This is a genomic window from Vibrio sp. 14N.309.X.WAT.E.F5, from assembly GCF_030397615.1.
Classification (GTDB): Bacteria; Pseudomonadota; Gammaproteobacteria; order Enterobacterales; family Vibrionaceae; genus Vibrio; species Vibrio lentus.
The window spans coordinates 106,242-131,735 of the sequence record NZ_JAPNXR010000010.1 but is presented as its reverse complement, the minus strand read 5'-3'; the positions used below and the strand labels follow the sequence as shown (position 1 = coordinate 131,735).

The window sequence follows — 25,494 nt, the reverse complement described above, 5'->3', positions numbered from 1 at the left end:
ACAACTAAATGCTAGTTACCCGTCCAAATTGCACAGACATTAAAAAGGGCTGACATCACTATCAGCCCTTTATTTTTCTATTGTCTACGTTGACTAGACACGTGTGCGTTTACTTAGACAAACATGCTTCAGCATTCACTAAGTTGGTATCCCACTCAAAGGTTTCAAATAACCTTAACCACGTTTCATCTAGGTTGGCCTTCATCACTAACTCTTTTTTAGTAAAAGGATGGATGAAGCGCAATTCAGAAGCATGCAGCAACAGACGGTGTGAGTCTAAATCATCACGAAACAGTCGGTTATGTTTACCATCACCATGTGAAGTATCGCCTACAATCGGGTGTCTTAGGTGAGCCATATGACGACGCAGTTGATGTTTACGTCCTGTCTTTGGCATCATCTCAACTAAGCAGTAACGACTGGTAGGAAAACGGCCTGTTGAATACGGCACTTCGACTTTCGCTAACGGCTCGTAAACGGTGACGGCCTCTTGTGGTTCTTTGTCTTCTTTCGCGAACTTATCGGCGATCTTATCCAGTTCAACCTTAAGCGCATAATCAAGCGTATCGCCCTCTTCTATCCACCCACGCACAATCGCATGATAAGTCTTTTGCATCTCATGGTTTGCGAACATCGGCATCACCTCAGAGGCAACCTCACTCGACAGTGCAAACACCAACACACCAGATGTAGGTCGGTCTAAACGATGCAAAGGAAAGACATGCTGACCAATTTGGTCGCGCAGAGTCTGCATCACAAACTGAGTCTCGTGTTTATCCAACCATGAGCGATGCACTAGCATACCCGCAGGCTTATTCACCGCGACAAAATACTCATCTTGATAAATGATCTCTAACATTACGCGCATACCTCATCAATGCTTAGAATCGTCACTAGCAATTCCGCTTTCTCTGCCTCATTTTTCCACACTTCACCAAAATAAGGATGAATAGCAAAGCCTTTAGGTAGGCTCATTTGTGCATCCATCATTGCATTGATCTTAACGATGAAGATCCACTGCAACCACTCTTCAGGTTGTAGCGAATCAATAGCGAAGGGTTCAACGCTTGAAAGCGCTTCATCCGAAGGCGAAACATCGCTCCACAGAGAACATTGGCGCATTTGTTGTTCTAATTGTTGAAGTAAAAGAGGTAACTTTGTGGCTGCTGTCATTTTTCACCAAGTTATTTATCTAGTGACCTTGAAATTGGGGCATAGAGTACCATCTATTTAGGAAAGAAAGTTAGGAGCTTTATTACTATGGAAACGATTCACACGCTCACTCAGTTGCTAAAGAATAGCGGTTGCCAATACGATATCTACGACCTCGGTCGCCGTATCCAGAAGATCGACAACACCCTATTCTCTGATGTTGAGCAGGGGAAACAGCCATACCCGTTTCCACTTCAAAAACAAGCTCACTTAGCGATTAGCTACTGGAACGAACACAAGCAGCCTTGGATCTGGTTCCTAAAATTCAAACTCGATGAAAGAGGCTTACTGCATCAAGGGGATGTGGGTAATTTTCTTAAGTTTGTTATCGAAGCAATGGGCACGCGTTTGAACGGTGATATCAGCGAAGGGCAACAACAAAAGCTGTCAAACAACCCTTATACCTTCAAACCTTCTGAAGACAAAATGGCCGTATTCCATAGCCAAGTAAGAGCAGGGTTAGACCTCGCGACGAGCCAATATTACGAGCACGCTCAGCATTACTTCACTGGTGAGCTTGGTTGGGATAACTGGAAAACGGTTGGCTTACAAGGCATCACAGATATGTGCGCGCGTTTAGGCAGCCAACAAAACGGTGTGTCAATTCGCAAAGCCATCAATAAGCTGCCATCAGAACCGCTATACGCGACGCTAGGTGCGCTTGAGCATACACAAATCAATGACAAACTCGCGCAACGCTTACAAGAGCTTGCAGAGAATGAAATCGCAAGTAAAGAGCCTGATTTGTTCTTACTTTCAGCTTTGGTTCGTGCCCTTTCCGGTGCAGAGCAAGGAATCGCGAATAACATCATTAACCAAGTTCTCGCTAGTCCACGCTTGAGCCACCAAGAAGTGTTGATTGGTTTAGCGGGTCGCAGCTGGCATGCGCTACAAGACCCTGCGATTGCTGAGCAATTCTTGCTACGTCTCGCACAAACGGGCAATCAAAACCTGTTCAATCAGTTATTTGCAGATTTAGTGATGATTCCGACACTAAGAATGGTATTTTTACCCTTGTTAAATTCGAACCCATCACCCGAGCTCGCAAACGCATTGATTGAGTTACAACAAGCGGCTAAATCTCAATAATTGACTGACGACTAACTCAAAAGCGAGCTAGATCTGTTGCTCGTTAACACAAGCTCAAAATTACGATTGGAATAGAGTGATTAAAAGGAAGTATGGATTAAATGATAGATAACTTATTGGCTATTTTGCTTCTGTGCTTCTTTTGCTTTCTATTTTGGCAGCAGCGCAGGCAATCCGAGCTTGCGAAAGCTGCCATTGCGAGAAAGTGTAAAGAGCTCGACCTACAATTATTAAGTGTCGCCTTCAACGGTCATAAACTTAAGATGCGCCATGAGCTAACGACCATTTGGCGCTGGCATACTGTGTACCATTTTGAATTTTCGGCGTTAGGTGATGACCTGTACCAAGGAAAACTGACCATGGTGGGTTTTCGCTCTATGCGGTTTGAGCTACAGCCTCATAGAATGTAACGTCGCAATACGCGGTATAACTATATTCATGATAAGGGCCAAACTGATCTTGTTTGGTCTCTTTAAATGCAAAGCCTAACTTTTCAAGTAACTTAATCGATGGGTTATGACCAACATTAACGGTCGCGACAACATTCGTTAGGTGTTCTTCAAAACAAACCAAACTAAAGAAAGGTTTTAGCACTTCACTAGCAAGGCCTTGATTCCAAAACTCCTTGTCCAGAATAAATCCCAGTTCATGCTTCCCTTCTTCAGACGAAACAAACAAATGCCCGAGGTATTCGCGTGTTTGGTTGTGGATAATTGCTCGGCAAAAACCAACGTTGTCGTTCAGTATTTCTTGAAATAGGTGTTTTGCAGAGGCAATAGAATGCGGCCCGTTCATTTCAGCACGATTGATGGGGCAGCAATTCAACTTGATAAAGTCATGTTCTAACTGCTCGGTATAAGGTACCAACAGCGTTCTTGAGGTTGCTATCGTCATAAAACACTCCTTGTGTTGACCATTAGCAGAAAAGCAGATGTCGCGCGCTTAGGTAAAAAGCTTCTGAATTAAAGAGAGCCCCTAGATAGAGAAAAAGCCTTAGGAAAAGAAAAGCCCCGACACCGAAGTGTCAGGGCTAGGGTCTTACTCGCAGCAGTCCGGCTACTAATTAATGCTCCATGCATCATCCATAATAGTGGCTGTAATCCTTCAGCTCTTTCCTTTACTTCGCCGTCCTAGCGGTGTCCAATCATCCTGAAAGCTAACAATCCTAGTTAGCGCACATCACTTGTTCCGTGAGCGGTGTCCTTTACATCGTCCTGATGCTAATCCAACCCTTTAAATCCTAAAGGTGTCCATTGTCATTCCGTTGCAGCTAACTTCCTGTTAACTGACTGTATCCCTACAATGTCCTTACGCTCCATGCTTGACTACTCAATCCTAAGTAACCAAATCTTCATCCTGAAGATAACCAAATCCTTGGTGCTTTCCTGTTCCGTGTCAGAATCCTTCCGACAAGGTTTAATTTACGCGATTTAAGATTTCGGACAATAGATTTGCATCACACTTTGAATTCAATAAAGTTGTTAATTATATAAAACAATTAAAATTCAAAAACTTAGCCATATGCATATCAATCTCTCTAGGGAACTATTTGTGTTATCTCACAGCCTTTGTAAGAGATCTCTCACACGCGATGGGCTGTTTTATGATTCGCTATCATTCACTGGAGCGAGTAAAATGACCAAAGACTAAAAATGGAGGTCAACATGCTGACAAAAGATGTGTCTGAAGAGTTGAAATCAGTGCTTGAAGGACTGCAAGCACAAGGGAAAGAGCCAACCGTTGCTTTAGTGAAAGCTCGTATGAGTACATCCGTTCCAATGCCGGCTTTGATTACAACCATCAAGAGCTGGAAAAGTGCGAATCGCGTACCTAAAGTGGAAGTCGCGACACAAGAAGAGCCAGCACTTGATCGTGTTAGCCAACTGGAAAAGCAAATCCTTGAACTTACCGCTCGCGTTGCCACGCTAGAAGCTAAGTTAACTGAGCAATAAGCTAACAGAGAAATAGAACACTATGAAGATATGGGTTGATGCGGACGCTTGTCCCAAGGTTATCCGAGAAACAATCGTACGCGCAGCTGAACGCACAGGGGTCGAATGTACCTTTGTCGCGAACCATTTGGTTCCCGTTCCCAAGCGTAACAACATTCACTCAATTCAAGTCCCAAGCGGATTTGATATTGCAGATGATGAAATCGTAAAACGCACTGAACCCGGCGATCTGGTGATTACCTCTGACATTCCTCTGGCTGACGAAGTGATCACCAAAGGTGCGCTTGCTTTAAGCTCTCGCGGCGAGCTTTACACCAAAGAGACTATTAAAGCGCGTCTCAACATTCGTGACTTTATGGATACTATGCGTTCAAGTGGTATTCAAACTGGCGGACCAAGCACCCTTTCTCAAACCGACCGTCGTGAGTTCGCAAACCACCTCGATCGTCTATTAGCAAAGCGCTAACCACAGCTTTCTAATGACGACAGCTTTAGAAGTCGTCTCTTACATCGTTGTAGCCCAGGTGAAATTTTAATCGACATACTCCGTTCTTGATATTTATTACAATAACGGAGTATTGCTTATGATTCGTAGAATCGCCCTCTCGCTATCCATTATTTTTGGCAGCATCCCACTTTCTTTTGCCGATGAAGACTTTGCTGATCAAGAGTACGGAATCATCGGAGGCAGCATCACCTATGGTGAAAGTGTTTTCTCGACTAAAAGTGCCCCTCAATTTGGCGCGACACCCAACCTATTCTATTCAGGTCCAAAAGGCTTTATCGATGGTAGCTTAGCCAATTGGCAACTGCTGCCCTACGTAGGATTATCTGGAAATTGGCGCTTTGCTGAAGTGTCAGACACCTTCGTTGACCTACCTAACGGCATCCAAGACAGAGATGGTAATGGAGAGCTGGGGATAACCTTAGGAACGGTAGGCGCACGCCTAACCTACTTGCATGATGTGACTTCAGAACATAGCGGCTACGAAGTTCAGCTTCACTTAGGCAGAACATTAGAAACCTGGACACAGCCATTCACCATTACGCCCTACCTAGAAGTCGATTATCGAGACAAGAAACTGTCCAATCACCTGTATGGTATTTCTAACACCGAATCATCAGCTTCGGGACTAAACCAGTTTGATGCGGGCTCAACCTTTGTCTATCAAGCAGGGTTAATCGGGCTTTATGAGTTCACGCCAACTTGGATTGGTATCGCTCGAGCAGACCTAATTCATCATGACAGCGACAGCACGTTGATACAACGAGACGTGGGCTGGTCATTCGAACTAGGCGTCACCTATCGGTTCGCGGGATTGTAAGTTTACTGACTCAAACAAAAAGAGCCTGCATCAATGCAGGCTCTTTGGTATCTCATCTTTTATTCAGTTAATAAGCGAATAGAAATGTTCGCCTATCACCGTTCACTAAGGCGTGTAGTACGTTGCAGCGCCTGGACCTACTGGTAGACCAAATACGAATACCCATAGGTAGAACAAGATGCTCCAACCGAACATGAATACCATTGAGTAAGGTAACATTGTCGCGATCAGTGTACCGATACCTAGATTCTTCATGTAGCGAGTTGCTACGGCAAGGATAAGACCGAAGTAGCTCATCATTGGTGTAATGATGTTCGTTGTTGAATCACCGATACGGTAAGCCGCTTGAATCGTTTCAGGTGCGTAGCCTACTAGCATTAGCATTGGAACGAAGATAGGCGCTGTTACTGCCCACTGTGCAGAAGCTGAACCGATCATCAGGTTAATGAAGCCACACATTAGGATAAATGCGAAGAACAACATTGGACCCGTTAGGCCGATATCCTGAAGGAATGTTGCGCCGCCTACAGCGACCACTTGACCAAAGTTAGTCCACTTAAAGAAAGCAACAAACTGTGCAGCAAAGAATACAAGAACAATGTACATGCCCATTGAAGACATAGACGTTGCCATTGCATTAATCACATCACGGTCATTCTTCATTGAACCAGTAACTTTGCCGTAAACAAAACCAGGAATAGCAAAGAATACAAAGATAAACGCGACGATACTTTTCAGGAATGGAGAACCTGAAATCGTACCAGCCTCTGAACGCAGAACACCGTCAGCAGGAACCACAGTCCAAGCTAAAAGTGCACTCACGATTAATACAGCAACACCCGCTAGCTTAAGGCCTTTCTTCTCAATAGCAGTAAGCTTACCCATTGAGTCATTTGAAAGATCTTCAGATGCGTCTTCATCGTTGTATTTACCTAACTTAGGTTCAACAATCTTCTCTGTTACCAATGCACCGGCAATCGAGATAAAGAAGGTCGAAACAAACATGAAGTACCAGTTTGATTCAGGGCCAACAGAGTAAGAAGGATCAAGCATTTGTGCCGCTGTTTCTGTGATACCAGAAAGCAGTGGATCAACCGTACCGATAAGTAGGTTTGCAGAATAACCACCAGATACACCAGCAAATGCTGCCGCTAGACCTGCTAATGGGTGACGACCCAATGAGTGGAAAAGCATTGCTGCAAGAGGGATAAGTACTACGTAACCTAGCTCTGAAGCCGTGTTAGAGATAATACCGGCGAATACCACGGTTACAGTAACCATGCGCTGAGATGCGCCCATTACCATGCCGCGCATTGCCGCAGATAATAGACCTGAGTGTTCAGCAATCGCAACACCTAGCATTGCAACAAGCACGGTACCAAGTGGCGCAAAGCCAACAAAGTTCTTAACTAGATTAGTTACGATGAGCTGTAAGCCTTCAGCATTAAGTAAGCTTACAACGTGGATCATGCCATCAGCAGCACGACCGCTAGCACCTTCTGGGCGAGGATCCATTACAGATACTTCGAAGTAACCAGCAATTCCTGAAGAAACTAGGATTGCGACACAGAAGATTGCGAAAAGAGTGATTGGGTGGGGTAAAAGGTTCCCCAAATATTCAACGCCATCGAGAAAGCGGGTAAAAATAGGTTTCTTTGGCGAGTTGTTTTTTATTGAAGCTGATGAACTCATCAGTTCCCTCCTTGTAGTGATTCCTGTGCAATTGTGACAAAAATGTTCAAATTGCCAGCGCAGAGTACGCGACAAAATTATCAATTAGAAATTCAAAATGTTACAAAATGTGTAACAAACGACGATTTTTAACTCTATTTGAACAATTAATTAGCAAATAAATCTATATTAAATACAAAAGATAGATTTATAATTCACAAACAAGTATTCACTACAAATATGACTGACAATATAACTCATTGATTCACATGAAAATAAAACACACCATACTCTAAAGTAAGATTCTATATTGGCCAAGGTTCCGCTCGAAGGAAAAGAAAAACAGGCAAATGAATGAAGTTTGACTTTCCCCTCGTTTTTACACACGCGTCACATCATATTGACGGTTATTTTTGAACCGCTTTAAATCTTGGATTGGATTTGCAGATCACATAATGACGCCCTCTACGCTTAACGATCTGGCAATCTGGGTGACGGCTTTTTGCACTTTTAAGTGATTTAACCACTTTCATTATTTAGCTCCCTTACCTAATTGACCAAAGCGACGAGTAAAGTTAGCAACACGTCCCTCTTTATGTAGCACTCTCTGTTTACCCGTATAGAAAGGATGCGATTTTGCAGACACTTCAATCGTGAAATAAGGGTAAGTATTGCCATCTTCCCATTCGATAGTGCGGTCTGTTTTCAGCGTAGAGCCGATTAAGAAGTACTCATCAACGCTGGTGTCGTGGAACACCACTGTGCGGTAGTCAGGGTGGATATTCGGTTTCATTGTATTTCCCTAAATAATTAAATTGATACGTTATAACATATCAAATGATAATTATTATCAAAAGAAAAACAAGCTATTTTATGATATTTTTCCGCCATAGATCGTAATTAGAGAACGTCCACTCATGTACTTCATTGAACCTATTGGCTTTATAGAGTCTCCCTATAAAGAGAAGTTCGCGGTACCAAGGCAGCCTAGATTGGTGCCTACATCCACCTCAAGAGTCAGGCTGACTGACGCAGCAAACTGTGTTGAGTCTGTTCGTGATATTGAGCAATTTAGTCACGTGTGGTTGTTGTTTCTGTTCGATAAGAACCTTGAAGCCGGCTGGAAACCAACAGTGAGACCACCTCGCCTTGGCGGGAATGAACGTATTGGTGTATTCGCGTCTCGTGCCACATTCAGACCAAATGGAATTGGCATGTCTGCGGTTGAACTCAAAGGGGTATCTCAAGAAAAGGGACAAACTTGGTTGGACTTGGGCAGTGTTGATCTCGTTGACGGCACGCCTATCATCGACATCAAACCTTATATCCCCTACTCGGATTCGATTCCCGATGCACGAGGAGGGTTTGCCGCCGATGAACCTGAAGTGTTAGATGTGAACTTCTCGCAGCAAGCCCAAAATAAGCTGTCTGATCACCCACAGGCGCGCCATATCATTCAGGTGTTCAAAGAAGTGCTAGGCCAAGATCCACGACCCGCCTATAAGAAAGGCAAGCCAGACAGTAAAGAATATGCGGTAAATTTGTTCGATCTTAACGTGAAATTCGTTGTTGAAACGCTTTTCATCAATGTTACCGACATTGAACGCTTTTGAGATCCCAAATAGGCTGATATTATATGCGGCTATATCAGATTTGCTGTCGTCACTAACTGCAGCAAGTTTTCTTTTATCAATGATGAAACGGATACCATAGAATGCGTACCAGTAACTACCTTCTTTCTACTCTGAAAGAGACTCCAAACGACGCAGAAGTTATCAGCCACCAGCTGATGCTACGTGCAGGTATGATCCGTAAGCTAGCTTCAGGTTTATATACTTGGCTACCTACTGGTCTACGTGTACTGCGTAAAGTCGAAAATATCGTTCGCCAAGAGATCGATAATGCAGGTGCCGTTGAAATCTTGATGCCCGTAGTTCAACCGTTTGAGCTTTGGGAAGAGACTGGCCGTTCTGAAAAGATGGGTCCTGAGCTACTTCGTTTCACAGACCGTCATTCTCGTCCGTTTGTTCTTAGCCCAACAGCAGAAGAAGTGGTAACGAGCCTAGTACGTAACGAGATCAGCTCTTACAAACAGCTTCCTCTAAATCTGTACCAAATCCAGACTAAATTCCGTGATGAACGCCGCCCTCGTTTTGGCGTAATGCGTGCTCGTGAATTCTCTATGATGGATGCGTACAGCTTTGATATCGATAAAGAAGGCTTAGAAAAGTCTTACCAAGCGATGCACGATGCTTACTGTAAAGCATTCGACCGCATGGGTCTTGAGTACCGTCCAGTATTGGCAGACTCTGGCGCAATCGGTGGCAGCGGCTCTCAAGAGTTCCACGTTCTTGCTGAAAGCGGCGAAGACCTAATCGCATTCTCTTCAGAATCTGATTACGCAGCGAACATCGAGAAAGCAGAAGCACTCGCTCCTACTGAAGAAGTTGCAGCGCCAACTCAAGAGATGGAACTGGTTGATACGCCAAACGCAAAAACAATTGCTGAGCTTGTAGAGCAACACGGTCTAGCAATCGAGAAGACAGTTAAGACTCTATTCGTTAAAGCATCTGATGAAGTAGAAGCTGATATCATTGCTCTAATCGTCCGTGGCGACCACGAGCTTAACGAAGTGAAAGCAGAAAACCTTCCACAGATTGCTTCTCCACTAGAGATGGCTTCTGAAGAAGAAATCCGTGCACTTGTTGGTGCTGGTCCTGGTTCACTTGGTCCTGTTGGTCTAGAGCTACCATTCATCGTTGACCGCTCAGTTGCTGTAATGAGCGACTTCGGTGCTGGTGCAAACGTAGACGGTAAGCACTACTTCGGTATTAACTGGGGTCGTGACGTTGAGCTTGCTCAAGTTGAAGACCTACGTAACGTAGTTGAAGGCGACCTAAGCCCATGTGGTCAAGGTACTATCCAACTTAAACGCGGTATCGAAGTTGGTCACATCTTCCAGCTAGGTAATACTTACTCTAAAGCAATGAACTGTAACGTGCTTGGTCCTAATGGTAAGAGCGTAATCCTAGAAATGGGTTGTTACGGTATCGGTGTTTCACGTGTTGTTGCATCAGCTATCGAACAAAACCACGATAAATTCGGTATCACTTGGCCAGACGCACTAGCACCATTCCAAGTTGCTATCGTACCAATGAACATGCACAAATCTGAGCGCGTTAAAGAAGCAGCTGAGAAGCTATACGCTGAGTTAACGGCTATGGGAATCGAAGTACTATTTGATGACCGTAAAGAGCGCCCAGGTGTTATGTTTAAAGATATCGAGCTAGTGGGTATCCCTCACACTATCGTTATCGGTGATCGCAGCATGGACGAAGGTAACTTCGAATACAAAAACCGTCGTACTGGTGATAAAGAAGCTATCGCAATGGACACGGTTATCGAGCACCTTAAAGCTCAACTAGCTTAATCATCCGATTGCTTGTGCTTGCAAGCTGATAGATAGATAAACATTGAAAGGCTGCCATTAGGTGGCCTTTTTTGTGTCTGTCGTTTCTCTTCAAATTCCCTTCTATTTATCACCAGAGTAAATAACGTAAGTTAATCCCCTGTTCATCTTTATATCCGTATATTGGTCTCAACTACTCTTTGACACATTTACATTGGAGGTATCGATGGATATCAAAAGCTTACTTAACCAAGCACTTAAGTCAGATCTCGTTAAACAAGGCACTCAGAAGCTTTCCCAAGGATCTTCGAGTTTAAGTGGCCTAACTCAAGGTAGCAATGGCAAGAGTAGCAGTAAAAGCACACTTGGAGCCTTCGGCGCAGGCGCAGTTGGCGGTGGGCTGCTAGGTGCATTAATGGGATCTAAGAAGACGAAGAAGATGGGTAAGAAAGCGGCTGGGATTGGTGGTGCAGCGGCACTGGGTGCTCTGGCTTATAAGGTCTACAACGATTACCAATCGAAACAAGGCCAAACACCGAATACCGAACAAGCTCAATTTGATGAGAACGATTCAAACCATAGCGTACTGATTCTAAGATCGATGATTGCCGCATCCAAAGCCGACGGCCATGTTGATGAAGAAGAGATGGCTAAGATTGAACAAGCCGTCGAGAACATGGGTGCAGATTATCAGCTGACTAAATTGGTGTCTCAAGAATTGCACAAGCCACTCGATCCAAGCGAAATAGCTCAATTAGCAACGTCACCTCAACAAGCGAGTGAGATCTACTTAGCCTCTTTGATTGTGGCCGACGAGCAGAACTTTATGGAAAAGGCTTACCTCAAAGAGCTAGCTAAGCAGCTTAACCTTGCTGATGAAGTGACTTATCAGCTTGAACAGCAGATCTCTAGTTAAGCGGTCAATATCAGGCTAATCCACAAGCTGACAGAGTGATATATTGAGCCTCAACAAAATGAGATATTGAGCAAGGACAAACTAACTCTGAACTTAATCAGATCCACTTTGTTTTTGCTTATCTCTATGTGTATATTGAGACCAGTTATCATTTGGTTAGGTATAAAAATGAAAGTATACGATTGTTGTGATTTGGTGCGTGAACTGTATTCTCAAATTGGCAGTGGCGACCAAGGCTATATCCCTAAAGCGATCACTTGCGCTGTAAAAACATTGAATGACCTTGCTGCGGATGAATCCCTTCCTAAGGAAGCAAGAGATCGCGCTGCATTTGCCGCAGCTAACCTATTGATCTCAGATTTCGAGGACTAACATGAACCTCGCTAACTTTGAAAAAATGGATCCTGTGATGTTGATGAGCATCGTCAACATGAAACTGCGTGACGACTTCGGTGGTGATTTGGATCGAGTGGTCAACTTCTACGAAATCGATAAAGTAGCATTGATCGCTAAACTCGCGTCTGCTGGTTTTGAGTATCTTCCAGAAGCCAAACAGTTTCGATAATAATTGAAAACAAGCTTCCTAATAAAAGACCAACCTCTGCGTTGGTCTTTTTTTGTTGGTGATACGTAATAACTAAACATGCAGTAAGTCAGTTATAAATTATCGGTCTGCACCTATACTTTTATATCTTAGAGTCAACCAACGCTCCTTGAATCAAAGCGTATTGTTGTATAGGCTACCTCAAACAGCATATAAACCTCATCATTCAACTTGATGATAGCGAAGGATTAACAATGAAAAGACTTGGACTTTTAGCCGTTATTGCAGCCACACTCACCGCTGGTTGCGCTTCAAATACTCAGCAAGACAACTTTCGTGAAGCCTCTTTTGAGCTGTGTAATACCGAAGTCGATATCTACTCAGTAAGTCATGATGAAAGAGTACGTATCGTCTGCTCTGATGGTTCTAAATTCGCTCTAAGCAGCGAAGATACGCTAGAAGTAATGCGTGATATCAACATCGACTACTGTGATGGCGAAGGCCTAGGCAAGTTCAATGAAAGCCGTAAGTACTACTCATTCAAATGTAAGTCAGGCACCTTGCTCAGCATTAAAAAGTAGAACAGGCATCAGCAAACAACAAAGGGTTAATGTGAAAGCATTAGCCCTTTTTAGTACCCGCTCCTTATTACTCCGATAGCTAACCTTCAAACGTAAAAAAGGCTCCTATCTAGGAGCCTTTCAAATCGTATTTTTCAAAGTAGTCGTTTGAAACTCTAGGAGAGCACGCGGAGCTTACGGATGTAAGTGAGCATGCTCAGTTCAACAACGACTTTATTACTTACGAATACAAAAAAGGCCCCAAAAGGGACCTTTTAAACTCTTTTTCAAAGTAGATTAACGAAGTTTAAGGAGCTCACACGGAGTTTGCGCTAGCAAATGAGTATGTGCGACACAGAAATTCGTTCACTCTACGCAGAAAAAATTATGCGTAAACAGGTAGACGCTTACAGATCTCTAATACTTTTGCTTTTGTCGCTTCGATAACAGACTCATCGCCCATGTTATCTAGGATGTCACACATCCAGCCAGCAAGAGCTTTCGCGTCTGCTTCTGAGAAACCACGACGAGTAATAGAAGGAGAACCGATACGAATACCAGACGTAACGAACGGGCTACGTGGATCGTTTGGTACTGAGTTCTTGTTAACTGTAATGTTAGCTGAACCTAGTGCTGCATCTGCTTCTTTACCTGTGATGTCTTTGTCGATTAGGTCAACTAGGAACAGGTGGTTCTCTGTAGAACCTGAAACGATGTTGTAACCGCGTGCTAGGAATTCAGCAACCATTGCTTTTGCGTTAGCCACTACGCGAGCTTGGTATTCTTTGAATTCTGGCTCTAGAGCTTCTTTGAACGCTACTGCTTTACCAGCGATAACGTGCATTAGAGGGCCACCTTGACCGCCTGGGAATACTGCTGAGTTCAGCTTTTTGTAAAGATCTTCACCTTCGTTAGAAAGGATAAGACCACCACGAGGACCCGCAAGCGTTTTGTGCGTTGTTGTTGTAACAACGTGAGCGTGTGGGACTGGGTTAGGGTAAACACCTGCAGCGATAAGGCCAGCAACGTGAGCCATATCTACGAAGAAGTAAGCCCCTACTTTGTCAGCGATTTCACGCATGCGCTTCCAATCACAAACTTGAGAGTAAGCTGAGAAACCGCCGATGATCATCTTAGGCTTGTGCTCGATAGCTAACGCTTCCATCTCTTCGTAATCGATTTGACCCGCTTCATCGATACCGTAAGGAATGATGTTGTAAAGCTTACCAGAGAAGTTTACTGGAGAACCGTGAGTTAGGTGACCACCGTGCGCTAGGCTCATACCAAGAACCGTATCGCCAGCGTTTAGTAGTGCCATGTACACAGCGTTGTTCGCTTGAGAACCTGAGTGAGGCTGTACGTTCGCGTATTGCGCGCCAAATAGTTCACATGCACGTTCGATTGCTAGTGTTTCAACTTTATCTACGAACTCACAACCACCGTAGTAACGCTTACCTGGGTAGCCTTCTGCGTATTTGTTTGTAAGTTGAGAACCTTGAGCTTCCATTACACGTGGGCTTGTGTAGTTTTCTGAAGCGATAAGTTCGATGTGCTCTTCCTGACGAAGAGTTTCTTCTTGGATAGCTGCGAATAGATCCGCATCGTAATCAGCAATGTTCATGTCACGCTTAAGCATCTGTATCTCCTGACTCAGATTGTACTGAAAGTTTCAAAAAAACCACACAACGACCGAAAGCAAACGTTTCCGTCACCGTTTTGATGTGACGCATTCTACATAATTTGATCTAGGTCATAAAGAGCTAATTGCAATTTTATCATGCAGTTTTTTCATAATCACATATAAGATTCATCATGGTTATTAAGCATATCCAACCAAAGATGACGCTTACTGTCAATTTTACGATTTACACCCTGTAAAACGCAGATTACATAGGTTTACCTTAATTTTGCCCCTCTAGCTACCGAAAGCTAAAGTTTTTCTCTACTATGCACGCCTTTATTGGTTAGGTAATTATAAAAACGATGGAAAAACACACACGCAAAGAAGATTGGGTAGCAATCCTCACTGGCACGTTTTTAGTGGCGTTAGGCGTATTCTTTTTACAGTCAGCAAACCTGCTTACTGGTGGCACTACTGGCCTAGCTCTGCTTTTGAGTCAATTTACGCCAGTAACCTTTGGTATTCTGTACTTTATTGCGAACTGTCCATTCTATCTATTGGCATGGAAACGATTTGGCCGTCACTTCGCAATAAGTAGTGCCATCTCTGGCGCTTTAGTGTCTGTATTTGCCGACCATTTATACTTGGTGATTTCGTTAGACGTTCATAATGAAATTTACTGTGCAGTCGCTGGCGGCTTGTTAATGGGCTTAGGCATGTTGATCTTGTTCCGTCATCGTTCAAGCTTGGGTGGCTTCAACGTATTGTGTCTGTTCATTCAAGATCGCTACGGTATCTCAGTAGGCAAAACACAAATGGCCATTGATGCCTGTATTCTGTTTGCATCCTTCTTCTTCATATCGCCTTGGGTAATTGCAGTCTCTGTATTAGGCACAGCAGTATTAAACATCGTATTGGCAATGAACCACAAGCCGACTCGTTATTCCGTGAACTACGCGTCTTAATACCAATCACCCTATGAATTACTAGCTGTTTTTAATAACAAAAACAGCTAGAATTTAGGTTTTGTAAACCATCGCCTTTTCTATGCAAGATTACCTCTCTAGCGCCAAAGACCAACAAGTCTCTATTTACATTGAAGGCTTGGAGTTCAACCCCAACACACGAGTCTTAAGCTGCGACGAGCAGGTCATTGATTTAGAGCCTCGTTCTATCGAGCTCTTAGAGTTATTTCTTACCAGCGTTGGTCAGGCGCTCGCTGCCGAGCACATCATTGAATCTGTATGGCAAAGTAACTTCATTTCCAAAAATGTTCTTACTAACCGAATCAGCACCTTACGTTCCGTACTTCAAAAATATTTGCCTGATAGCGACGCAACCAAAATACTGGTGACTTACCCGCGCAAGGGCTATTTCCTTAACCCCAGCTCAATTAGCTTTGCCACAGGCTCCCCTGATACCGCAGCGGATGATGCCGCAATAGAACCTCCAACCAGACAAAAAGGGTTGGGCTCCAATCCAGTTAATCCTTGGCTTGTTGTGGTGTCTTTGGCTTTGCTGATCAGCACTGCGGTAATGGGTTATATGCTTTGGCAATCTTCGACTCGAGCTTCCGAAGTCGAACGCGACCAACGATTGATTCCTAAGGTCGAACTTCTGCTGAATCGATTGGACGCCATTGGCGATAATTCCAGAAAATACCGAAAAGTCGTAAAAGCCTTACTACTTCAACAGCAAATTGAATACGCCTACACCGATCTTGCTAATCAAGATGCGCCGAGCTACTTCCTTGATCCGATAGATAGCTCTCCCTTCTTTCCGGGAGCCAAAAACATGCGTACCAGTGATTACCTGCTTAATATCCAGCTGAAGGATCAAGAAGTAGATAAACGTCTTATCGCTAAAATAAGCCTGATTTACCCAAACTCAGGGAAGCTGGCGTATGGTGGGGTTTACTCTATTGATGTAAATAATATCAGCAGAAGCATTTTGGAGGTTAACCGCGAGTTAGCTAACTACTTTGCTCTGCCCGCACCATTGCCTCCTGAATGGTCAGTCGACAACACCGAAATCAGCGATTTGCTAAGTGGAAAAAACATCGCGTTTGATGGCATCAAACTCAACACCATGACTTCAACTCTGATTGCGCGACAACTTGCTCTATTTGAAACGGATCAGAAGAAGCTCATTGCCTTCACTAATCTTGTTCAAACTCGATTTAAGTTACTACCGGATGAACTCAAACTGTGGCTTGGTATCATTCATTTCAAACTGAGAGACCTACAAACCGCCAAAGAATTCCTGACCAATACCTCAGGAAACTCTACGATCGAAAATGCGTTGGTTTATATGATGGTTTCTCACATTGCTTATAAGCAAGGCAACATGGAGAAATTCCGCCTGAACTACATGGAGTCTCTGGTTGCGTTATTAAGAGTAGTTCCATCTGAAGATCTGTTCGCTCGACTATCTAAACCTGAATCCAAATCGACCTGCCTACAACCTTGGAAGAGCTTGAAGCTAAGCGTTAAAGAGCCTCTGATCATAAAGCAGTGGGAAAGCTTAATGCTTAATTACTGCACGGCTGTTGGGCAACAGATTTCAGGGTAAAATAAAAAACCTTTTAAAATAAACAACTTAAATATAAATTAAGGTTTTATGTAACTTCGTTTTTTGCCCTATTTACTCTTCAAACAATAGCATTCCTAAAAACATCGAGCCCATCAAGGGCTTCCAACTTTAGGAATGTTCAACATGAAAAATCCATGACGCTGCTAACAGCTTCTCTCTTTGCTCTCTATGGTTGTGGCGGCGGAGGCGGTTCTTCTTCTGGTTCAACAGGTGGTAACAAAGGGCCAAGCAGTCAGGTTAACTACCCGATAGCGAACTCTGCATTTGCCCCTAAACCAGAAACAACATTGGGCTACTCATTTACCAAAGATGGTCAGGCTGAAGGTGTGATGACCATGAACTTCACACCTTTAAGCGGTGAAGTCATTATTGCAGGGCTAGAAGAAGAGACCGGCAATGAGGCGGTAGTTCAAGTGCTCAATGACCTCATCAATTACGGCACCACCGAATTTTATGTTTCTGAAGACATCATAACGAATGTTGAAGGTACACAAGAAGACGGTAGCATCTATTTTGTAGGCCCCGACCGCAGTCTACACGAGCTCACCAATGCCTACTTGATTGGTAGCCAATACATCACAACCGTTATGCGCAGCAGCCCACTTTTCCGTTTAAAGGGTGCTGACGTAAAAGAGAGCAATCCAATCATTGATATCAGTGAAGAAGCCGTTTCATTGCAAGTGACGTTAGATGGCGAAGCAGTCGCTAACATGCTAAATGACTTTGAAGACCACTCATGGGTATCAAGCCTTCCAACTGATGCTTCATGCCAAGTTACTTGGCAGCAAGAAATTAATGAAACAGGTGTACGTAAGAGTTTCACTGTTTCGGGTAAATCCATCGAAGCTGCGAATCTTACGGAAAAAAACACTTACTACATTGGCTGTAATGGTATGGATTCGGCAGAATTTGGTACGTCATCAGAGCGCTGGTTCAACCCAAGCATCGGCTTAATTGAACAAATTGACTTGATGTCTGTAGAGCAATCTAATATCGAAGAATCAGCAGCAAGACTGACCTCGATTAGCTAGCCTTGACTTAGGTTAACTAAACCTAAGCTTAACCGAGGGCTAACCGCAAACAATAAAAAAGGCTTTGGGAGCACTCCAAAGCCTTTGTTGAAACCTAAATCTTTAGGGGGAACTGATAATTAGGTTTATTGAAATAGTAACGAGGCTAATCTTCAATCAAGAGAATACGAGTCTCGTAAGGTCGTAGCACTTGGTGATGAGACGTAACTAAACTCTCGCTCACTTGATAATTGGATAACAGGCTCTTAGCCTTCATCATCTCAAAGCGCTCAGGTAAAACGCACTCGGTTTCTTCGTCATAATAGTTATTAATGCACAGCAGAGTTTGCCCTTCACTCTCACGAACATACGCAAAAATGGATGGGTGCTCAGGCAGAAGGTCTTGATAGCGACCATGAGTAATCACCGCTACTTGTTTACGTAACTCAATCAAAGCCTTGTAGAAGTAAAATACGGAATCTTTATCTTCCAACGCTTGCTCAGCGTTGATCTCAGTGTAGTTATTCGCCACATCAAGCCATGGTTGAGCTTGTGAGAAGCCGGCGTAAGGCTCACTGTTCCATTGCATTGGTGTACGAGAGTTATCACGAGATTTCTGCGCTAAGATCGCCATCATATCTTGATGCGCCACACCATCACGGTTCACCATGATGTCGTACATGTTGGTGCTCTCTACATCTCGATACTGGCTGATCTCGGTGTAACCCGGGTTGGTCATACCAATCTCTTCACCTTGATAGATATAAGGTGTGCCTTGCATCATGTGGACAGAAGCTGCAAGCATCTTGGCTGACTCAACGCGATATTGTTGATCGTTACCCAAGCGGCTCACGACTCTTGGTTGGTCATGGTTACACCAGAATAGTGCGCCCCACCCTTTGCCGTTCAAGCCCGTTTGCCAATGGTTAAAGATCGACTTGAGCTGTAAGAAATCAAACGGCGCATTGGTCCACTTTTCACCATTAGTGTAATCAACCTTAAGGTGGTGGAAGTTAAACACCATTGATAGCTCGCTGTTATCAACGTTTGAGTATTGCTGACAATGTTCCAACGTAGTTGAAGACATCTCACCTACGGTCACGCTACCGTATTTTTGGAATACCGCTTCGCTGATCTCTTTCAGATATTCGTGCACTCGTGGGCCATCGGTATAGAAACGGCGACCATCACCGATATCATCATTTGGGAAATCTTGCTGCTTTGAAATCAGGTTGATTACATCTAAACGGAAACCATCAACGCCCTTCTCAGCCCAGAAGCTGATGACGTCTTTTACTTCTTCGCGTACAACAGGATTCTCCCAGTTAAGGTCAGCCTGTTCTTTGGCGAATAAGTGTAGGAAGTATTGCCCAGTCGCCTCATCCATTTCCCAAGCATTACCACCGAATTTAGACTGCCAGTTAGTTGGTGCTTGACCGTTCACTGGGTCTTTCCAGATGTAGTAGTCGCGGTATGGGCTGTTTTTGTCACCCAATGCAGACTGAAACCATGCATGCTCTGTTGAAGTATGATTGACGACAATATCCATCACGATGCGGATGCCACGCTGGTGCGCTTCAGACAATAATAAGTCGAAGTCTTCCATGGTGCCGAATTGAGGGTTAATCGAGTAATAGTCTGAAATATCGTAGCCGTTATCGATCATAGGTGACGCGTAAACTGGGGTTAACCAAATCGCATCGACACTCAAACGTTTTAGGTAATCCAGTTTCGAAATGATCCCTTTGATATCGCCAGTACCTTTACTGCCACTGTCACAAAAGCTCTTTGGGTAGATTTGATAGATGGTTGCGGTTTTCCACCAGCTTTCATCATGTTCAGTCATCGCCATCTCTAACACTCACTTACCAGAAAATATAAATAAAAAATCACCATGCTTACATGGTCGAATAGCCGTTATAACTAAGAGAAAAAGCTATAACTAAGAGAAAAGCGATGACTCAATTGAATCATCGCTTGTTAAATGCATTACGCGTTGGCGGTTTCTAGCTCGCCTTTCATCTGTGCTCGTTTATAGAAGAACAATGTCAGCGTTATCGGCAGTACAACCGCCACCAGCATCGCGACTAAGTAAATCGACCAATATTGAGGTTGAATCGATAAGATGCCCGGCAAGCCACCAACACCGATACCATTCGCCATCACACCAGCACTACCACAGATTGCAGCCGCTGCGGCACTGCCGATCATTGCGCTCAGCATTGGGAATTTGTATTTAAGGTTGATGCCGTACATCGCTGGCTCTGTTACACCTAAGTAAGCAGAGATTGCCGCAGGTACCGAGATGTCTCGTTCGCCTTCGCGCTTACTCAAAATGATGATGCCGACAACCGCTGAAGCTTGTGCAATGTTTGATAGCGCAATCAAAGGCCAGATTGGTGTGCCACCTAAGTCTTGCATCAGTTGTAGATCCACAGCGTTGGTTGTGTGGTGAATACCTGTAATAACCAAAGGTGCATATAGGAAGCCAAAGACCACTGAACCAAGAATCGCGAAGTCACCTGTCATTGCCACTTTGGCAGCGAATGCCACACCATCACCCAACATACGACCGAATGGACCAATAAAAGCGTGAGCCAAAATCACAGACAAGATGATCGAGACAAATGGCACGACAACAAGATACAGATAAGAAGGAATAATGCGCTTAAGGTTGGTCTCAATGAAGGCCAGAGCCACACCCGCTAACATCGCAGGGATCACCTGAGCTTGATAACCGACTTTCTCAATCACGAACAAACCAAAGTCCCACACCTCAGGTACCGATTTACCTATCATGTAAGCGTTCATCAATTGTGGGGAAACCAAGGTCACACCGAGCGTGATGCCCAAAATAGGGGTTCCACCAAGTTTCTTAACCGTTGCCCAACACACACCAACCGGCAAGAAGAAGAAAATCGCTTCGCCAATCAACCATAAGAAAGAATGAACGGTTGCCCAGAACTGGCTGATCTCAACCAAGGTTTTGCCGTCGAACATGCGAATGTCGCCAATCACATTACGGAAACCAAGAATCAAACCACCAGTAATAATGGCAGGTAGCAGTGGTACGAAAATTTCGGCTAAATGGGAGATACCACGCTCAAGGAAATTCATGTTTTGACGAGCAGCCAACTTCGCCTCATCTTTTGATGATGCATCTTTACCCGTTTGCTCAATCAAAAGTGCGTACACCTCATCAACCTCGGTGCCAATAACCACTTGGAATTGACCTGCGTTAGTAAAGCAACCTTTTACCAGCTTAAGCTTCTCTAATTCTGCTTTGTTCGCTTTTTCTGTATCATTCAATACAAAACGCAGTCGAGTCAGACAATGGCTGACACTCGCAATATTCTCTTTGCCACCGACTAACTCGATAAGACGCGCAACGTCTTGCTTCGCTATCTTACTCATACTACCCCACCCTGGTTTCATTCAATTACTCATCTAAACCATGCAGCTATAACCACTCGGATTTAGATTTATGGGAACATTCCCAATTACGGTTATTATAATGCCCACATGAATGACAAATTAAAATGGGAACAGTCCCATTAATTGAAAGAGATCACACTCTAATTTTAATCTAAGCGGTTCAATTTCGCTTGATTGAGTGGATTATAGAATAGGTGATTGAGTGTGATGAGAGATCTCTGCATTGCCTAAAAGCTGAGAGATCAATAGATTAGCGGCCAACTTGCCCGCAGATTGATACCCAGGGTCAATGCTAAATACTCGCGGGAACAAGAAAGAGAGAAGATCATTGCCACCAACACCGGTCACCACCACATCTTCACGTTGTAGCTCTTGCAGACGTTTGATTACGCCAAGAGCCAATGTGTCACTGGCACACACAATCGCTTGAGTCGCAGGAGCGAGCACCTCATCTACCAACTGATAAGCACTTTCGTGATGAAGTTGACCAGTACGGTAGTTGGCAACTGAGCCTGTGTCTTCACACCACTCGAGATAAGCCTTAAGACGCAGTTCACCGGTTGATTTATCGCTAGGATCAACGCCAATGAAGCCAACATCAGAGATCCCCTGATCCGACAGATGCGTTAACGCACTATTGATCACCTGTTGATTGTCATAGTTAATTGACGTCACGTTCTCGGTATCTAAAGCAATAACCACCGCTTTGTGTTCCCAAGCTTCGATTGCAGGAATATCGCAGTCAGTAAAGCCAAACACGATTATGCCGTCTACATTGCGACGCTTAAGAACCTGAAGGTGCTCATTGGCTTTTTCTCTATCTAGTTGGCTTTCCATGATCACGACATCGTAATCCGCTCGATACAACTCAGCCAACATAGTGCTAACTGCTTTGTTTTCAGAAGGAGAATCCAGACGAGAAATGATGACACCGATGACTTTTTGACTGCCACCACGCATCGACTGCGCAGACTTTGAAGGCGTGTACCCAGATTCTTGAATTACTCTTTCCACCCTTTCTCGGGTTTCAGGTTTCACTTTTGGATCATTGGTCAGAACACGAGATACGGTTGACTTACCAACACCGGACAGCTTAGCAATATCGAGAATAGTGAGTTTTTTGCTCATAAAAAGTCTAACGTTAAAGGGAAGAGAAGAAAAAGTGAGGGCGTAATCCCTCACTTAACTGTTTGTAAATCCTAGCAACTACTATGACTTACTTTTGGCAATTTCGATAGACGACACGACCAAGTTCTAGACGCGCGTTATCACCTTTAGTACGTAAAGTGACGCTGTTAATCAGTTCAGAGGTTCCATCATCTAAGATGTATTTCGTTCCTGAACCTGCTGGAACTTGAGTCAGACGGTATTCATTCTCAGGGAGACGTAATACCGCTTTTTCATTATCAAGGTAAGCCACTTCAAACGAAACGTCAGACTCACATTGATAAGTCACGAATTGATTATCCGATGCTGCGCTCTCAGTCTCAGGAGCTGCTGATTTAGAGCACCCGACTAATGCAACTGAACATAGAGATGCTACTAACATAGCTTTCATACTTCGTTCCTCATCTTTATATAGTGGGCAAATATGGTGGACAACACTCATTTGCATACTGAGCGATAGGTCTGTGTTTAGCCTTTTAAATATGCAGGTATATCTTTAATGCTATCCAGCACGACACTGGCAAGTGCCTCACCCTTTTCAGTCACGGGTTTACCGGTTCTCACCAAGACTCGGGTACCAACACCAGCGGCTTCTGCTGCCATCATGTCTTCAGCTTTATCGCCGATCATGACAGAGTTCGCCATATCAATTTTCAGAAAGTCACGCGCTGAAATGAACATGCCTGGTTTAGGCTTGCGACATTCACAATCTTGTTTGTAGTCGCCAATGCCGTGTTCAGGGTGATGAGGACAGTAATAGATACCATCTAACTCAACGCCATTATCGACAAAGTTCCAATCCATCCACTGCGTCAAAGAAAGAAAACGATCTTCGCTAAACTTGCCACGAGCAATACCAGATTGGTTGGTCACAAGTACCAATAAATAGCCCATATCTTTAAACGCTTTCGCCGCTTCAAACACACCATCGATGTATTCAAAGTCATGCTCATCATGTACGTAGCCGTGATCAACATTAATCACACCATCACGATCTAAAAAAACAGCCGGTTTAGACAAAATTCAGTTCTCTATCAACTCTCTATTAATCATTAATTATTACACGCTTTATTTGCTTCATCACTATCTATTTAGTTTTGCGTTCGTTAACGATTTGTTTCTACCCTAGCAACACGATCGACGTATAGCCGTCTAGACGTAAAAATATCTATTGACTTAGGTCATAGAACACCATAGCATCATCTATAAATCGAACGAGCTATCGATATATTATTCTGTTTTACCTGCACGAGTTTCCCTATGATTAAAGTGAATCAAGTCAACAAGGTTTTTTATCAAGGCACTAAAGAAATCAATGCCTTAATTGATATCAACCTCCACATTCCTCAAGGTCAAATCTTTGGAGTCATCGGCTCTTCAGGTGCAGGCAAAAGTACCCTAATCCGTTGTGTAAACATGTTGGAAGCTCCAACGTCTGGTGAAGTGATTGTTGACGGTATTGACCTAACAACACTCAGCAAATCAGAACTCAGCGAAGCGCGTCGTAACATCGGCATGATCTTCCAACACTTCAACCTGCTGTCTTCTCGTACTGTATTTAACAATGTAGCACTGCCTTTAGAGCTTGCTGGTAAAGATAAAGCAGCGATTGAAGCAAAAGTGAGTGAGCTACTTGAACTTGTTGGCCTATCAGACAAGCGTGACACCTACCCAGCCAACTTGAGTGGCGGTCAAAAGCAGCGTGTTGCGATTGCTCGCGCACTGGCCTCTGACCCGAAAGTATTGCTATGTGATGAAGCGACCAGTGCACTCGATCCTGCGACTACTCAATCGATTCTTGAGCTACTGCGTGAAATCAACCGCAAGCTGAACATCACTATCCTGCTTATTACTCATGAAATGGATGTAGTGAAAAGCATTTGTCACGAAGTGGCGATCATTGGCGGTGGTGAATTGGTAGAGAAAGGGACTGTCGGTGACATCTTTGCACATCCTAAGACAGAACTGGCACATCAATTTATTCGCTCAACCTTGGATCTAACGATTCCTGAAGATTACCAAGCACGCTTGCAAGAGACTCGTGTAAACAGCAGCTACCCGCTAGTACGCCTTGAGTTTACTGGCGCAACGGTCGATGCTCCGCTGATGACGCAAATTGCACGTAAATTTAATATCGATGTCAGCATCTTAAGCTCAGACCTGGATTACGCAGGCGGCGTTAAGTTCGGCATGATGGTCGCAGAACTGTTCGGTAATGAAGCCGATGATAATGCTGCTATTCAATTCCTACGTGACAACAATGTAAAAGTAGAGGTACTTGGTTATGTCCTTTAGTTTCAACGAGATTGCTGACTGGATCAGCCTTAACGGTAACCTTCTATTAGGCGCAACAGGCGAAACCCTTTACATGGTTGCTGTAGCAGGCATTGTTGGCTTCGCTGTAGGTATCCCATTAGGCGTGATTCTACATACGACTAAAAAGGGTGGTCTGTTAGAGAACACCAAGCTAAACAAAATTCTCGGTGCGGTTGTGAACGTGGGCCGTTCAGTGCCTTTCTTAGTATTGATGGTTGCTATTATCCCACTGACTAAGATGCTGATTGGTACCTTCATTGGTACAACAGCAGCGATTGTTCCACTGACGATTGGCGCTATCCCATTCGTGGCTCGACTTATCGAAAGTGCGCTACTTGAAGTACCAACAGGTCTAGTGGAAGCGGCTCAATCAATGGGCGCAACACCAACACAAATCATCAATAAGGTTCTGCTTCCTGAAGCACTACCGACTATCATCAACTCAGTAACGATTACATTAGTGACGCTGGTGAGCTACTCAGCAATGGCAGGAACTGTTGGTGGTGGCGGCTTAGGTGATGTCGCGATTCGTTACGGATTCCACCGTTATGATGTGACTATCATGGCTGTGACGGTAGTGATGTTGATTGTGCTGGTACAAATTATTCAATCAATCGGTGATTCATTAGTTCGCCGTGTTGATCACAGATAACGACTTATAGACCAAATTCAAAG

28 protein-coding genes are annotated in these 25,494 nt (G+C 44.0%); 16 read left to right on the top strand and 12 right to left on the bottom strand.

Annotated elements, in window-relative coordinates:
- Positions 1-109 precede the first annotated feature (109 nt).
- Entirely contained in the window at positions 110-859 is a 750-nt protein-coding gene (truC, locus tag OW495_RS13125; protein ID WP_102513499.1) for a tRNA pseudouridine(65) synthase TruC, read from the bottom strand.
- On the bottom strand, positions 859-1,173 hold the full coding sequence (locus OW495_RS13120; RefSeq protein WP_017110390.1) for a YqcC family protein: 315 nt from the start codon (positions 1,171-1,173) through the stop codon (positions 859-861). The genes truC and OW495_RS13120 overlap by 1 nt, the downstream gene beginning before the upstream one ends.
- An 87-nt stretch (positions 1,174-1,260) precedes the next feature.
- Between OW495_RS13120 and OW495_RS13115 the strand changes: the two genes are divergently transcribed.
- Both OW495_RS13115 and OW495_RS13110 read left to right on the top strand, forming a co-directional pair.
- Positions 1,261-2,301 (top strand): DUF3549 family protein, encoded by a 1,041-nt coding sequence (locus tag OW495_RS13115; RefSeq protein ID WP_102513500.1) that lies wholly within the window; start codon positions 1,261-1,263, stop codon positions 2,299-2,301.
- A gap of 101 nt (positions 2,302-2,402) precedes the next feature.
- The gene (locus OW495_RS13110) at positions 2,403-2,711 is read left to right on the top strand and encodes a DUF3301 domain-containing protein (RefSeq protein WP_017069389.1); all 309 of its coding nucleotides are present in this window, start codon (positions 2,403-2,405) and stop codon (positions 2,709-2,711) included.
- On the opposite strand, the gene OW495_RS13105 is transcribed toward OW495_RS13110, so the two are convergent.
- Positions 2,677-3,195: a GNAT family N-acetyltransferase gene (locus OW495_RS13105; RefSeq protein ID WP_017060749.1), complete on the bottom strand. Its 519-nt coding sequence runs from the start codon at positions 3,193-3,195 to the stop codon at positions 2,677-2,679. The two genes, OW495_RS13110 and OW495_RS13105, sit on opposite strands and share 35 nt — an antisense overlap.
- 770 nt (positions 3,196-3,965) lie before the next feature.
- Here OW495_RS13105 and OW495_RS13100 point away from each other — a divergent pair.
- The 3 genes from OW495_RS13100 to OW495_RS13090 all read left to right on the top strand — a co-directional run bounded on the left by OW495_RS13100 (position 3,966) and on the right by OW495_RS13090 (position 5,578).
- The gene (locus OW495_RS13100; protein ID WP_017110392.1) at positions 3,966-4,253 is read left to right on the top strand and encodes a hypothetical protein; all 288 of its coding nucleotides are present in this window, start codon (positions 3,966-3,968) and stop codon (positions 4,251-4,253) included.
- 22 nt (positions 4,254-4,275) lie between these two features.
- Positions 4,276-4,719 carry a YaiI/YqxD family protein gene (locus OW495_RS13095; protein WP_004734361.1) on the top strand — a complete coding sequence of 148 codons (444 nt, stop codon included), beginning with the start codon at positions 4,276-4,278 and terminating at the stop codon, positions 4,717-4,719.
- Positions 4,720-4,837: 118 nt separating this feature from the next.
- A complete protein-coding gene (locus OW495_RS13090) occupies positions 4,838-5,578 on the top strand; it encodes a MipA/OmpV family protein (protein WP_289886909.1) in 741 nt (246 codons plus the stop codon).
- A gap of 105 nt (positions 5,579-5,683) precedes the next feature.
- On the opposite strand, the gene OW495_RS13085 is transcribed toward OW495_RS13090, so the two are convergent.
- From OW495_RS13085 to OW495_RS13075, 3 genes are all read right to left on the bottom strand, one after another.
- Complete coding sequence (locus tag OW495_RS13085) at positions 5,684-7,270, bottom strand: AbgT family transporter (RefSeq protein WP_029225911.1); 1,587 nt, start codon at positions 7,268-7,270, stop codon at positions 5,684-5,686.
- A 386-nt stretch (positions 7,271-7,656) separates the two neighbouring features.
- The gene (gene ykgO, locus OW495_RS13080) at positions 7,657-7,782 is read right to left on the bottom strand and encodes a type B 50S ribosomal protein L36 (protein WP_010436457.1); all 126 of its coding nucleotides are present in this window, start codon (positions 7,780-7,782) and stop codon (positions 7,657-7,659) included.
- On the bottom strand, positions 7,782-8,042 hold the full coding sequence (locus tag OW495_RS13075) for a type B 50S ribosomal protein L31 (protein WP_054541634.1): 261 nt from the start codon (positions 8,040-8,042) through the stop codon (positions 7,782-7,784). Before OW495_RS13075 ends, ykgO begins: the two co-directional genes overlap by 1 nt.
- Before the next feature lie 124 nt (positions 8,043-8,166).
- Between OW495_RS13075 and tsaA the strand changes: the two genes are divergently transcribed.
- From tsaA to OW495_RS13045, 6 genes are all read left to right on the top strand, one after another.
- The gene (tsaA, locus tag OW495_RS13070) at positions 8,167-8,862 is read left to right on the top strand and encodes a tRNA (N6-threonylcarbamoyladenosine(37)-N6)-methyltransferase TrmO (RefSeq protein ID WP_289886904.1); all 696 of its coding nucleotides are present in this window, start codon (positions 8,167-8,169) and stop codon (positions 8,860-8,862) included.
- 101 nt (positions 8,863-8,963) lie between these two features.
- Entirely contained in the window at positions 8,964-10,679 is a 1,716-nt protein-coding gene (locus OW495_RS13065) for a proline--tRNA ligase (RefSeq protein ID WP_289886902.1), read from the top strand.
- Between the two features lie 205 nt (positions 10,680-10,884).
- Positions 10,885-11,574, top strand: a complete 690-nt coding sequence (locus tag OW495_RS13060; protein WP_289886901.1) for a tellurite resistance TerB family protein — start codon at positions 10,885-10,887, stop codon at positions 11,572-11,574.
- A gap of 168 nt (positions 11,575-11,742) precedes the next feature.
- Positions 11,743-11,946, top strand: a complete 204-nt coding sequence (locus OW495_RS13055) for a YaeP family protein (RefSeq protein ID WP_009847436.1) — start codon at positions 11,743-11,745, stop codon at positions 11,944-11,946.
- Position 11,947: 1 nt separating this feature from the next.
- Positions 11,948-12,139 carry a DUF4250 domain-containing protein gene (locus OW495_RS13050; RefSeq protein WP_099165287.1) on the top strand — a complete coding sequence of 64 codons (192 nt, stop codon included), beginning with the start codon at positions 11,948-11,950 and terminating at the stop codon, positions 12,137-12,139.
- Between the two features lie 233 nt (positions 12,140-12,372).
- On the top strand, positions 12,373-12,699 hold the full coding sequence (locus tag OW495_RS13045; protein WP_017107167.1) for a hypothetical protein: 327 nt from the start codon (positions 12,373-12,375) through the stop codon (positions 12,697-12,699).
- A 364-nt stretch (positions 12,700-13,063) separates the two neighbouring features.
- Here OW495_RS13045 and glyA read toward each other — a convergent pair whose 3' ends face one another.
- A complete protein-coding gene (gene glyA / locus OW495_RS13040) occupies positions 13,064-14,314 on the bottom strand; it encodes a serine hydroxymethyltransferase (RefSeq protein ID WP_017106297.1) in 1,251 nt (416 codons plus the stop codon).
- Positions 14,315-14,661: 347 nt separating this feature from the next.
- Between glyA and OW495_RS13035 the strand changes: the two genes are divergently transcribed.
- From OW495_RS13035 to OW495_RS13025, 3 genes are all read left to right on the top strand, one after another.
- Positions 14,662-15,264 (top strand): YitT family protein, encoded by a 603-nt coding sequence (locus tag OW495_RS13035; RefSeq protein ID WP_289886894.1) that lies wholly within the window; start codon positions 14,662-14,664, stop codon positions 15,262-15,264.
- A gap of 82 nt (positions 15,265-15,346) precedes the next feature.
- On the top strand, positions 15,347-16,870 hold the full coding sequence (locus OW495_RS13030; protein WP_289886891.1) for a winged helix-turn-helix domain-containing protein: 1,524 nt from the start codon (positions 15,347-15,349) through the stop codon (positions 16,868-16,870).
- 155 nt (positions 16,871-17,025) lie between these two features.
- A complete protein-coding gene (locus OW495_RS13025; protein ID WP_289886889.1) occupies positions 17,026-17,922 on the top strand; it encodes a hypothetical protein in 897 nt (298 codons plus the stop codon).
- Between the two features lie 145 nt (positions 17,923-18,067).
- Here the strand turns inward: OW495_RS13025 and treC are convergent, their stop codons facing one another.
- The 5 genes from treC to gmhB all read right to left on the bottom strand — a co-directional run bounded on the left by treC (position 18,068) and on the right by gmhB (position 23,523).
- Positions 18,068-19,753 (bottom strand): alpha,alpha-phosphotrehalase, encoded by a 1,686-nt coding sequence (gene treC, locus OW495_RS13020; protein WP_289886887.1) that lies wholly within the window; start codon positions 19,751-19,753, stop codon positions 18,068-18,070.
- Between the two features lie 137 nt (positions 19,754-19,890).
- Entirely contained in the window at positions 19,891-21,315 is a 1,425-nt protein-coding gene (treB, locus tag OW495_RS13015) for a PTS trehalose transporter subunit IIBC (protein WP_289886885.1), read from the bottom strand.
- 204 nt (positions 21,316-21,519) lie between these two features.
- Complete coding sequence (gene treR, locus OW495_RS13010; protein WP_102543597.1) at positions 21,520-22,464, bottom strand: trehalose operon repressor TreR; 945 nt, start codon at positions 22,462-22,464, stop codon at positions 21,520-21,522.
- 88 nt (positions 22,465-22,552) lie between these two features.
- Positions 22,553-22,894: an MliC family protein gene (locus OW495_RS13005; protein ID WP_017110401.1), complete on the bottom strand. Its 342-nt coding sequence runs from the start codon at positions 22,892-22,894 to the stop codon at positions 22,553-22,555.
- Between the two features lie 77 nt (positions 22,895-22,971).
- Entirely contained in the window at positions 22,972-23,523 is a 552-nt protein-coding gene (gene gmhB / locus OW495_RS13000) for a D-glycero-beta-D-manno-heptose 1,7-bisphosphate 7-phosphatase (RefSeq protein ID WP_289886881.1), read from the bottom strand.
- 240 nt (positions 23,524-23,763) lie between these two features.
- Here gmhB and metN point away from each other — a divergent pair, with 240 nt between their 5' ends.
- Positions 23,764-24,798 carry a methionine ABC transporter ATP-binding protein MetN gene (gene metN, locus OW495_RS12995; RefSeq protein WP_065103078.1) on the top strand — a complete coding sequence of 345 codons (1,035 nt, stop codon included), beginning with the start codon at positions 23,764-23,766 and terminating at the stop codon, positions 24,796-24,798.
- Entirely contained in the window at positions 24,788-25,471 is a 684-nt protein-coding gene (locus OW495_RS12990; protein WP_004734372.1) for a methionine ABC transporter permease, read from the top strand. Before metN ends, OW495_RS12990 begins: the two co-directional genes overlap by 11 nt.
- Positions 25,472-25,494: the final 23 nt, after the last annotated feature.

Excerpts from the sequence above, each read along its gene's own strand:
- truC (WP_102513499.1), bottom strand. The coding sequence starts at position 859 with ATGTTAGAGATCATTTATCAAGATGAGTATTTTGTCGCGGTGAATAAG.
- OW495_RS13120 (WP_017110390.1), bottom strand. The coding sequence starts at position 1,173 with ATGACAGCAGCCACAAAGTTACCTCTTTTACTTCAACAATTAGAACAA.
- OW495_RS13115 (WP_102513500.1), top strand. The coding sequence starts at position 1,261 with ATGGAAACGATTCACACGCTCACTCAGTTGCTAAAGAATAGCGGTTGC.
- OW495_RS13110 (WP_017069389.1), top strand. The coding sequence starts at position 2,403 with ATGATAGATAACTTATTGGCTATTTTGCTTCTGTGCTTCTTTTGCTTT.
- OW495_RS13105 (WP_017060749.1), bottom strand. The coding sequence starts at position 3,195 with ATGACGATAGCAACCTCAAGAACGCTGTTGGTACCTTATACCGAGCAG.
- OW495_RS13100 (WP_017110392.1), top strand. The coding sequence starts at position 3,966 with ATGCTGACAAAAGATGTGTCTGAAGAGTTGAAATCAGTGCTTGAAGGA.
- OW495_RS13095 (WP_004734361.1), top strand. The coding sequence starts at position 4,276 with ATGAAGATATGGGTTGATGCGGACGCTTGTCCCAAGGTTATCCGAGAA.
- OW495_RS13090 (WP_289886909.1), top strand. The coding sequence starts at position 4,838 with ATGATTCGTAGAATCGCCCTCTCGCTATCCATTATTTTTGGCAGCATC.
- OW495_RS13085 (WP_029225911.1), bottom strand. The coding sequence starts at position 7,270 with ATGAGTTCATCAGCTTCAATAAAAAACAACTCGCCAAAGAAACCTATT.
- ykgO (WP_010436457.1), bottom strand. The coding sequence starts at position 7,782 with ATGAAAGTGGTTAAATCACTTAAAAGTGCAAAAAGCCGTCACCCAGAT.
- OW495_RS13075 (WP_054541634.1), bottom strand. The coding sequence starts at position 8,042 with ATGAAACCGAATATCCACCCTGACTACCGCACAGTGGTGTTCCACGAC.
- tsaA (WP_289886904.1), top strand. The coding sequence starts at position 8,167 with ATGTACTTCATTGAACCTATTGGCTTTATAGAGTCTCCCTATAAAGAG.
- OW495_RS13065 (WP_289886902.1), top strand. The coding sequence starts at position 8,964 with ATGCGTACCAGTAACTACCTTCTTTCTACTCTGAAAGAGACTCCAAAC.
- OW495_RS13060 (WP_289886901.1), top strand. The coding sequence starts at position 10,885 with ATGGATATCAAAAGCTTACTTAACCAAGCACTTAAGTCAGATCTCGTT.
- OW495_RS13055 (WP_009847436.1), top strand. The coding sequence starts at position 11,743 with ATGAAAGTATACGATTGTTGTGATTTGGTGCGTGAACTGTATTCTCAA.
- OW495_RS13050 (WP_099165287.1), top strand. The coding sequence starts at position 11,948 with ATGAACCTCGCTAACTTTGAAAAAATGGATCCTGTGATGTTGATGAGC.
- OW495_RS13045 (WP_017107167.1), top strand. The coding sequence starts at position 12,373 with ATGAAAAGACTTGGACTTTTAGCCGTTATTGCAGCCACACTCACCGCT.
- glyA (WP_017106297.1), bottom strand. The coding sequence starts at position 14,314 with ATGCTTAAGCGTGACATGAACATTGCTGATTACGATGCGGATCTATTC.
- OW495_RS13035 (WP_289886894.1), top strand. The coding sequence starts at position 14,662 with ATGGAAAAACACACACGCAAAGAAGATTGGGTAGCAATCCTCACTGGC.
- OW495_RS13030 (WP_289886891.1), top strand. The coding sequence starts at position 15,347 with ATGCAAGATTACCTCTCTAGCGCCAAAGACCAACAAGTCTCTATTTAC.
- OW495_RS13025 (WP_289886889.1), top strand. The coding sequence starts at position 17,026 with ATGACGCTGCTAACAGCTTCTCTCTTTGCTCTCTATGGTTGTGGCGGC.
- treC (WP_289886887.1), bottom strand. The coding sequence starts at position 19,753 with ATGGCGATGACTGAACATGATGAAAGCTGGTGGAAAACCGCAACCATC.
- treB (WP_289886885.1), bottom strand. The coding sequence starts at position 21,315 with ATGAGTAAGATAGCGAAGCAAGACGTTGCGCGTCTTATCGAGTTAGTC.
- treR (WP_102543597.1), bottom strand. The coding sequence starts at position 22,464 with ATGAGCAAAAAACTCACTATTCTCGATATTGCTAAGCTGTCCGGTGTT.
- OW495_RS13005 (WP_017110401.1), bottom strand. The coding sequence starts at position 22,894 with ATGAAAGCTATGTTAGTAGCATCTCTATGTTCAGTTGCATTAGTCGGG.
- metN (WP_065103078.1), top strand. The coding sequence starts at position 23,764 with ATGATTAAAGTGAATCAAGTCAACAAGGTTTTTTATCAAGGCACTAAA.
- OW495_RS12990 (WP_004734372.1), top strand. The coding sequence starts at position 24,788 with ATGTCCTTTAGTTTCAACGAGATTGCTGACTGGATCAGCCTTAACGGT.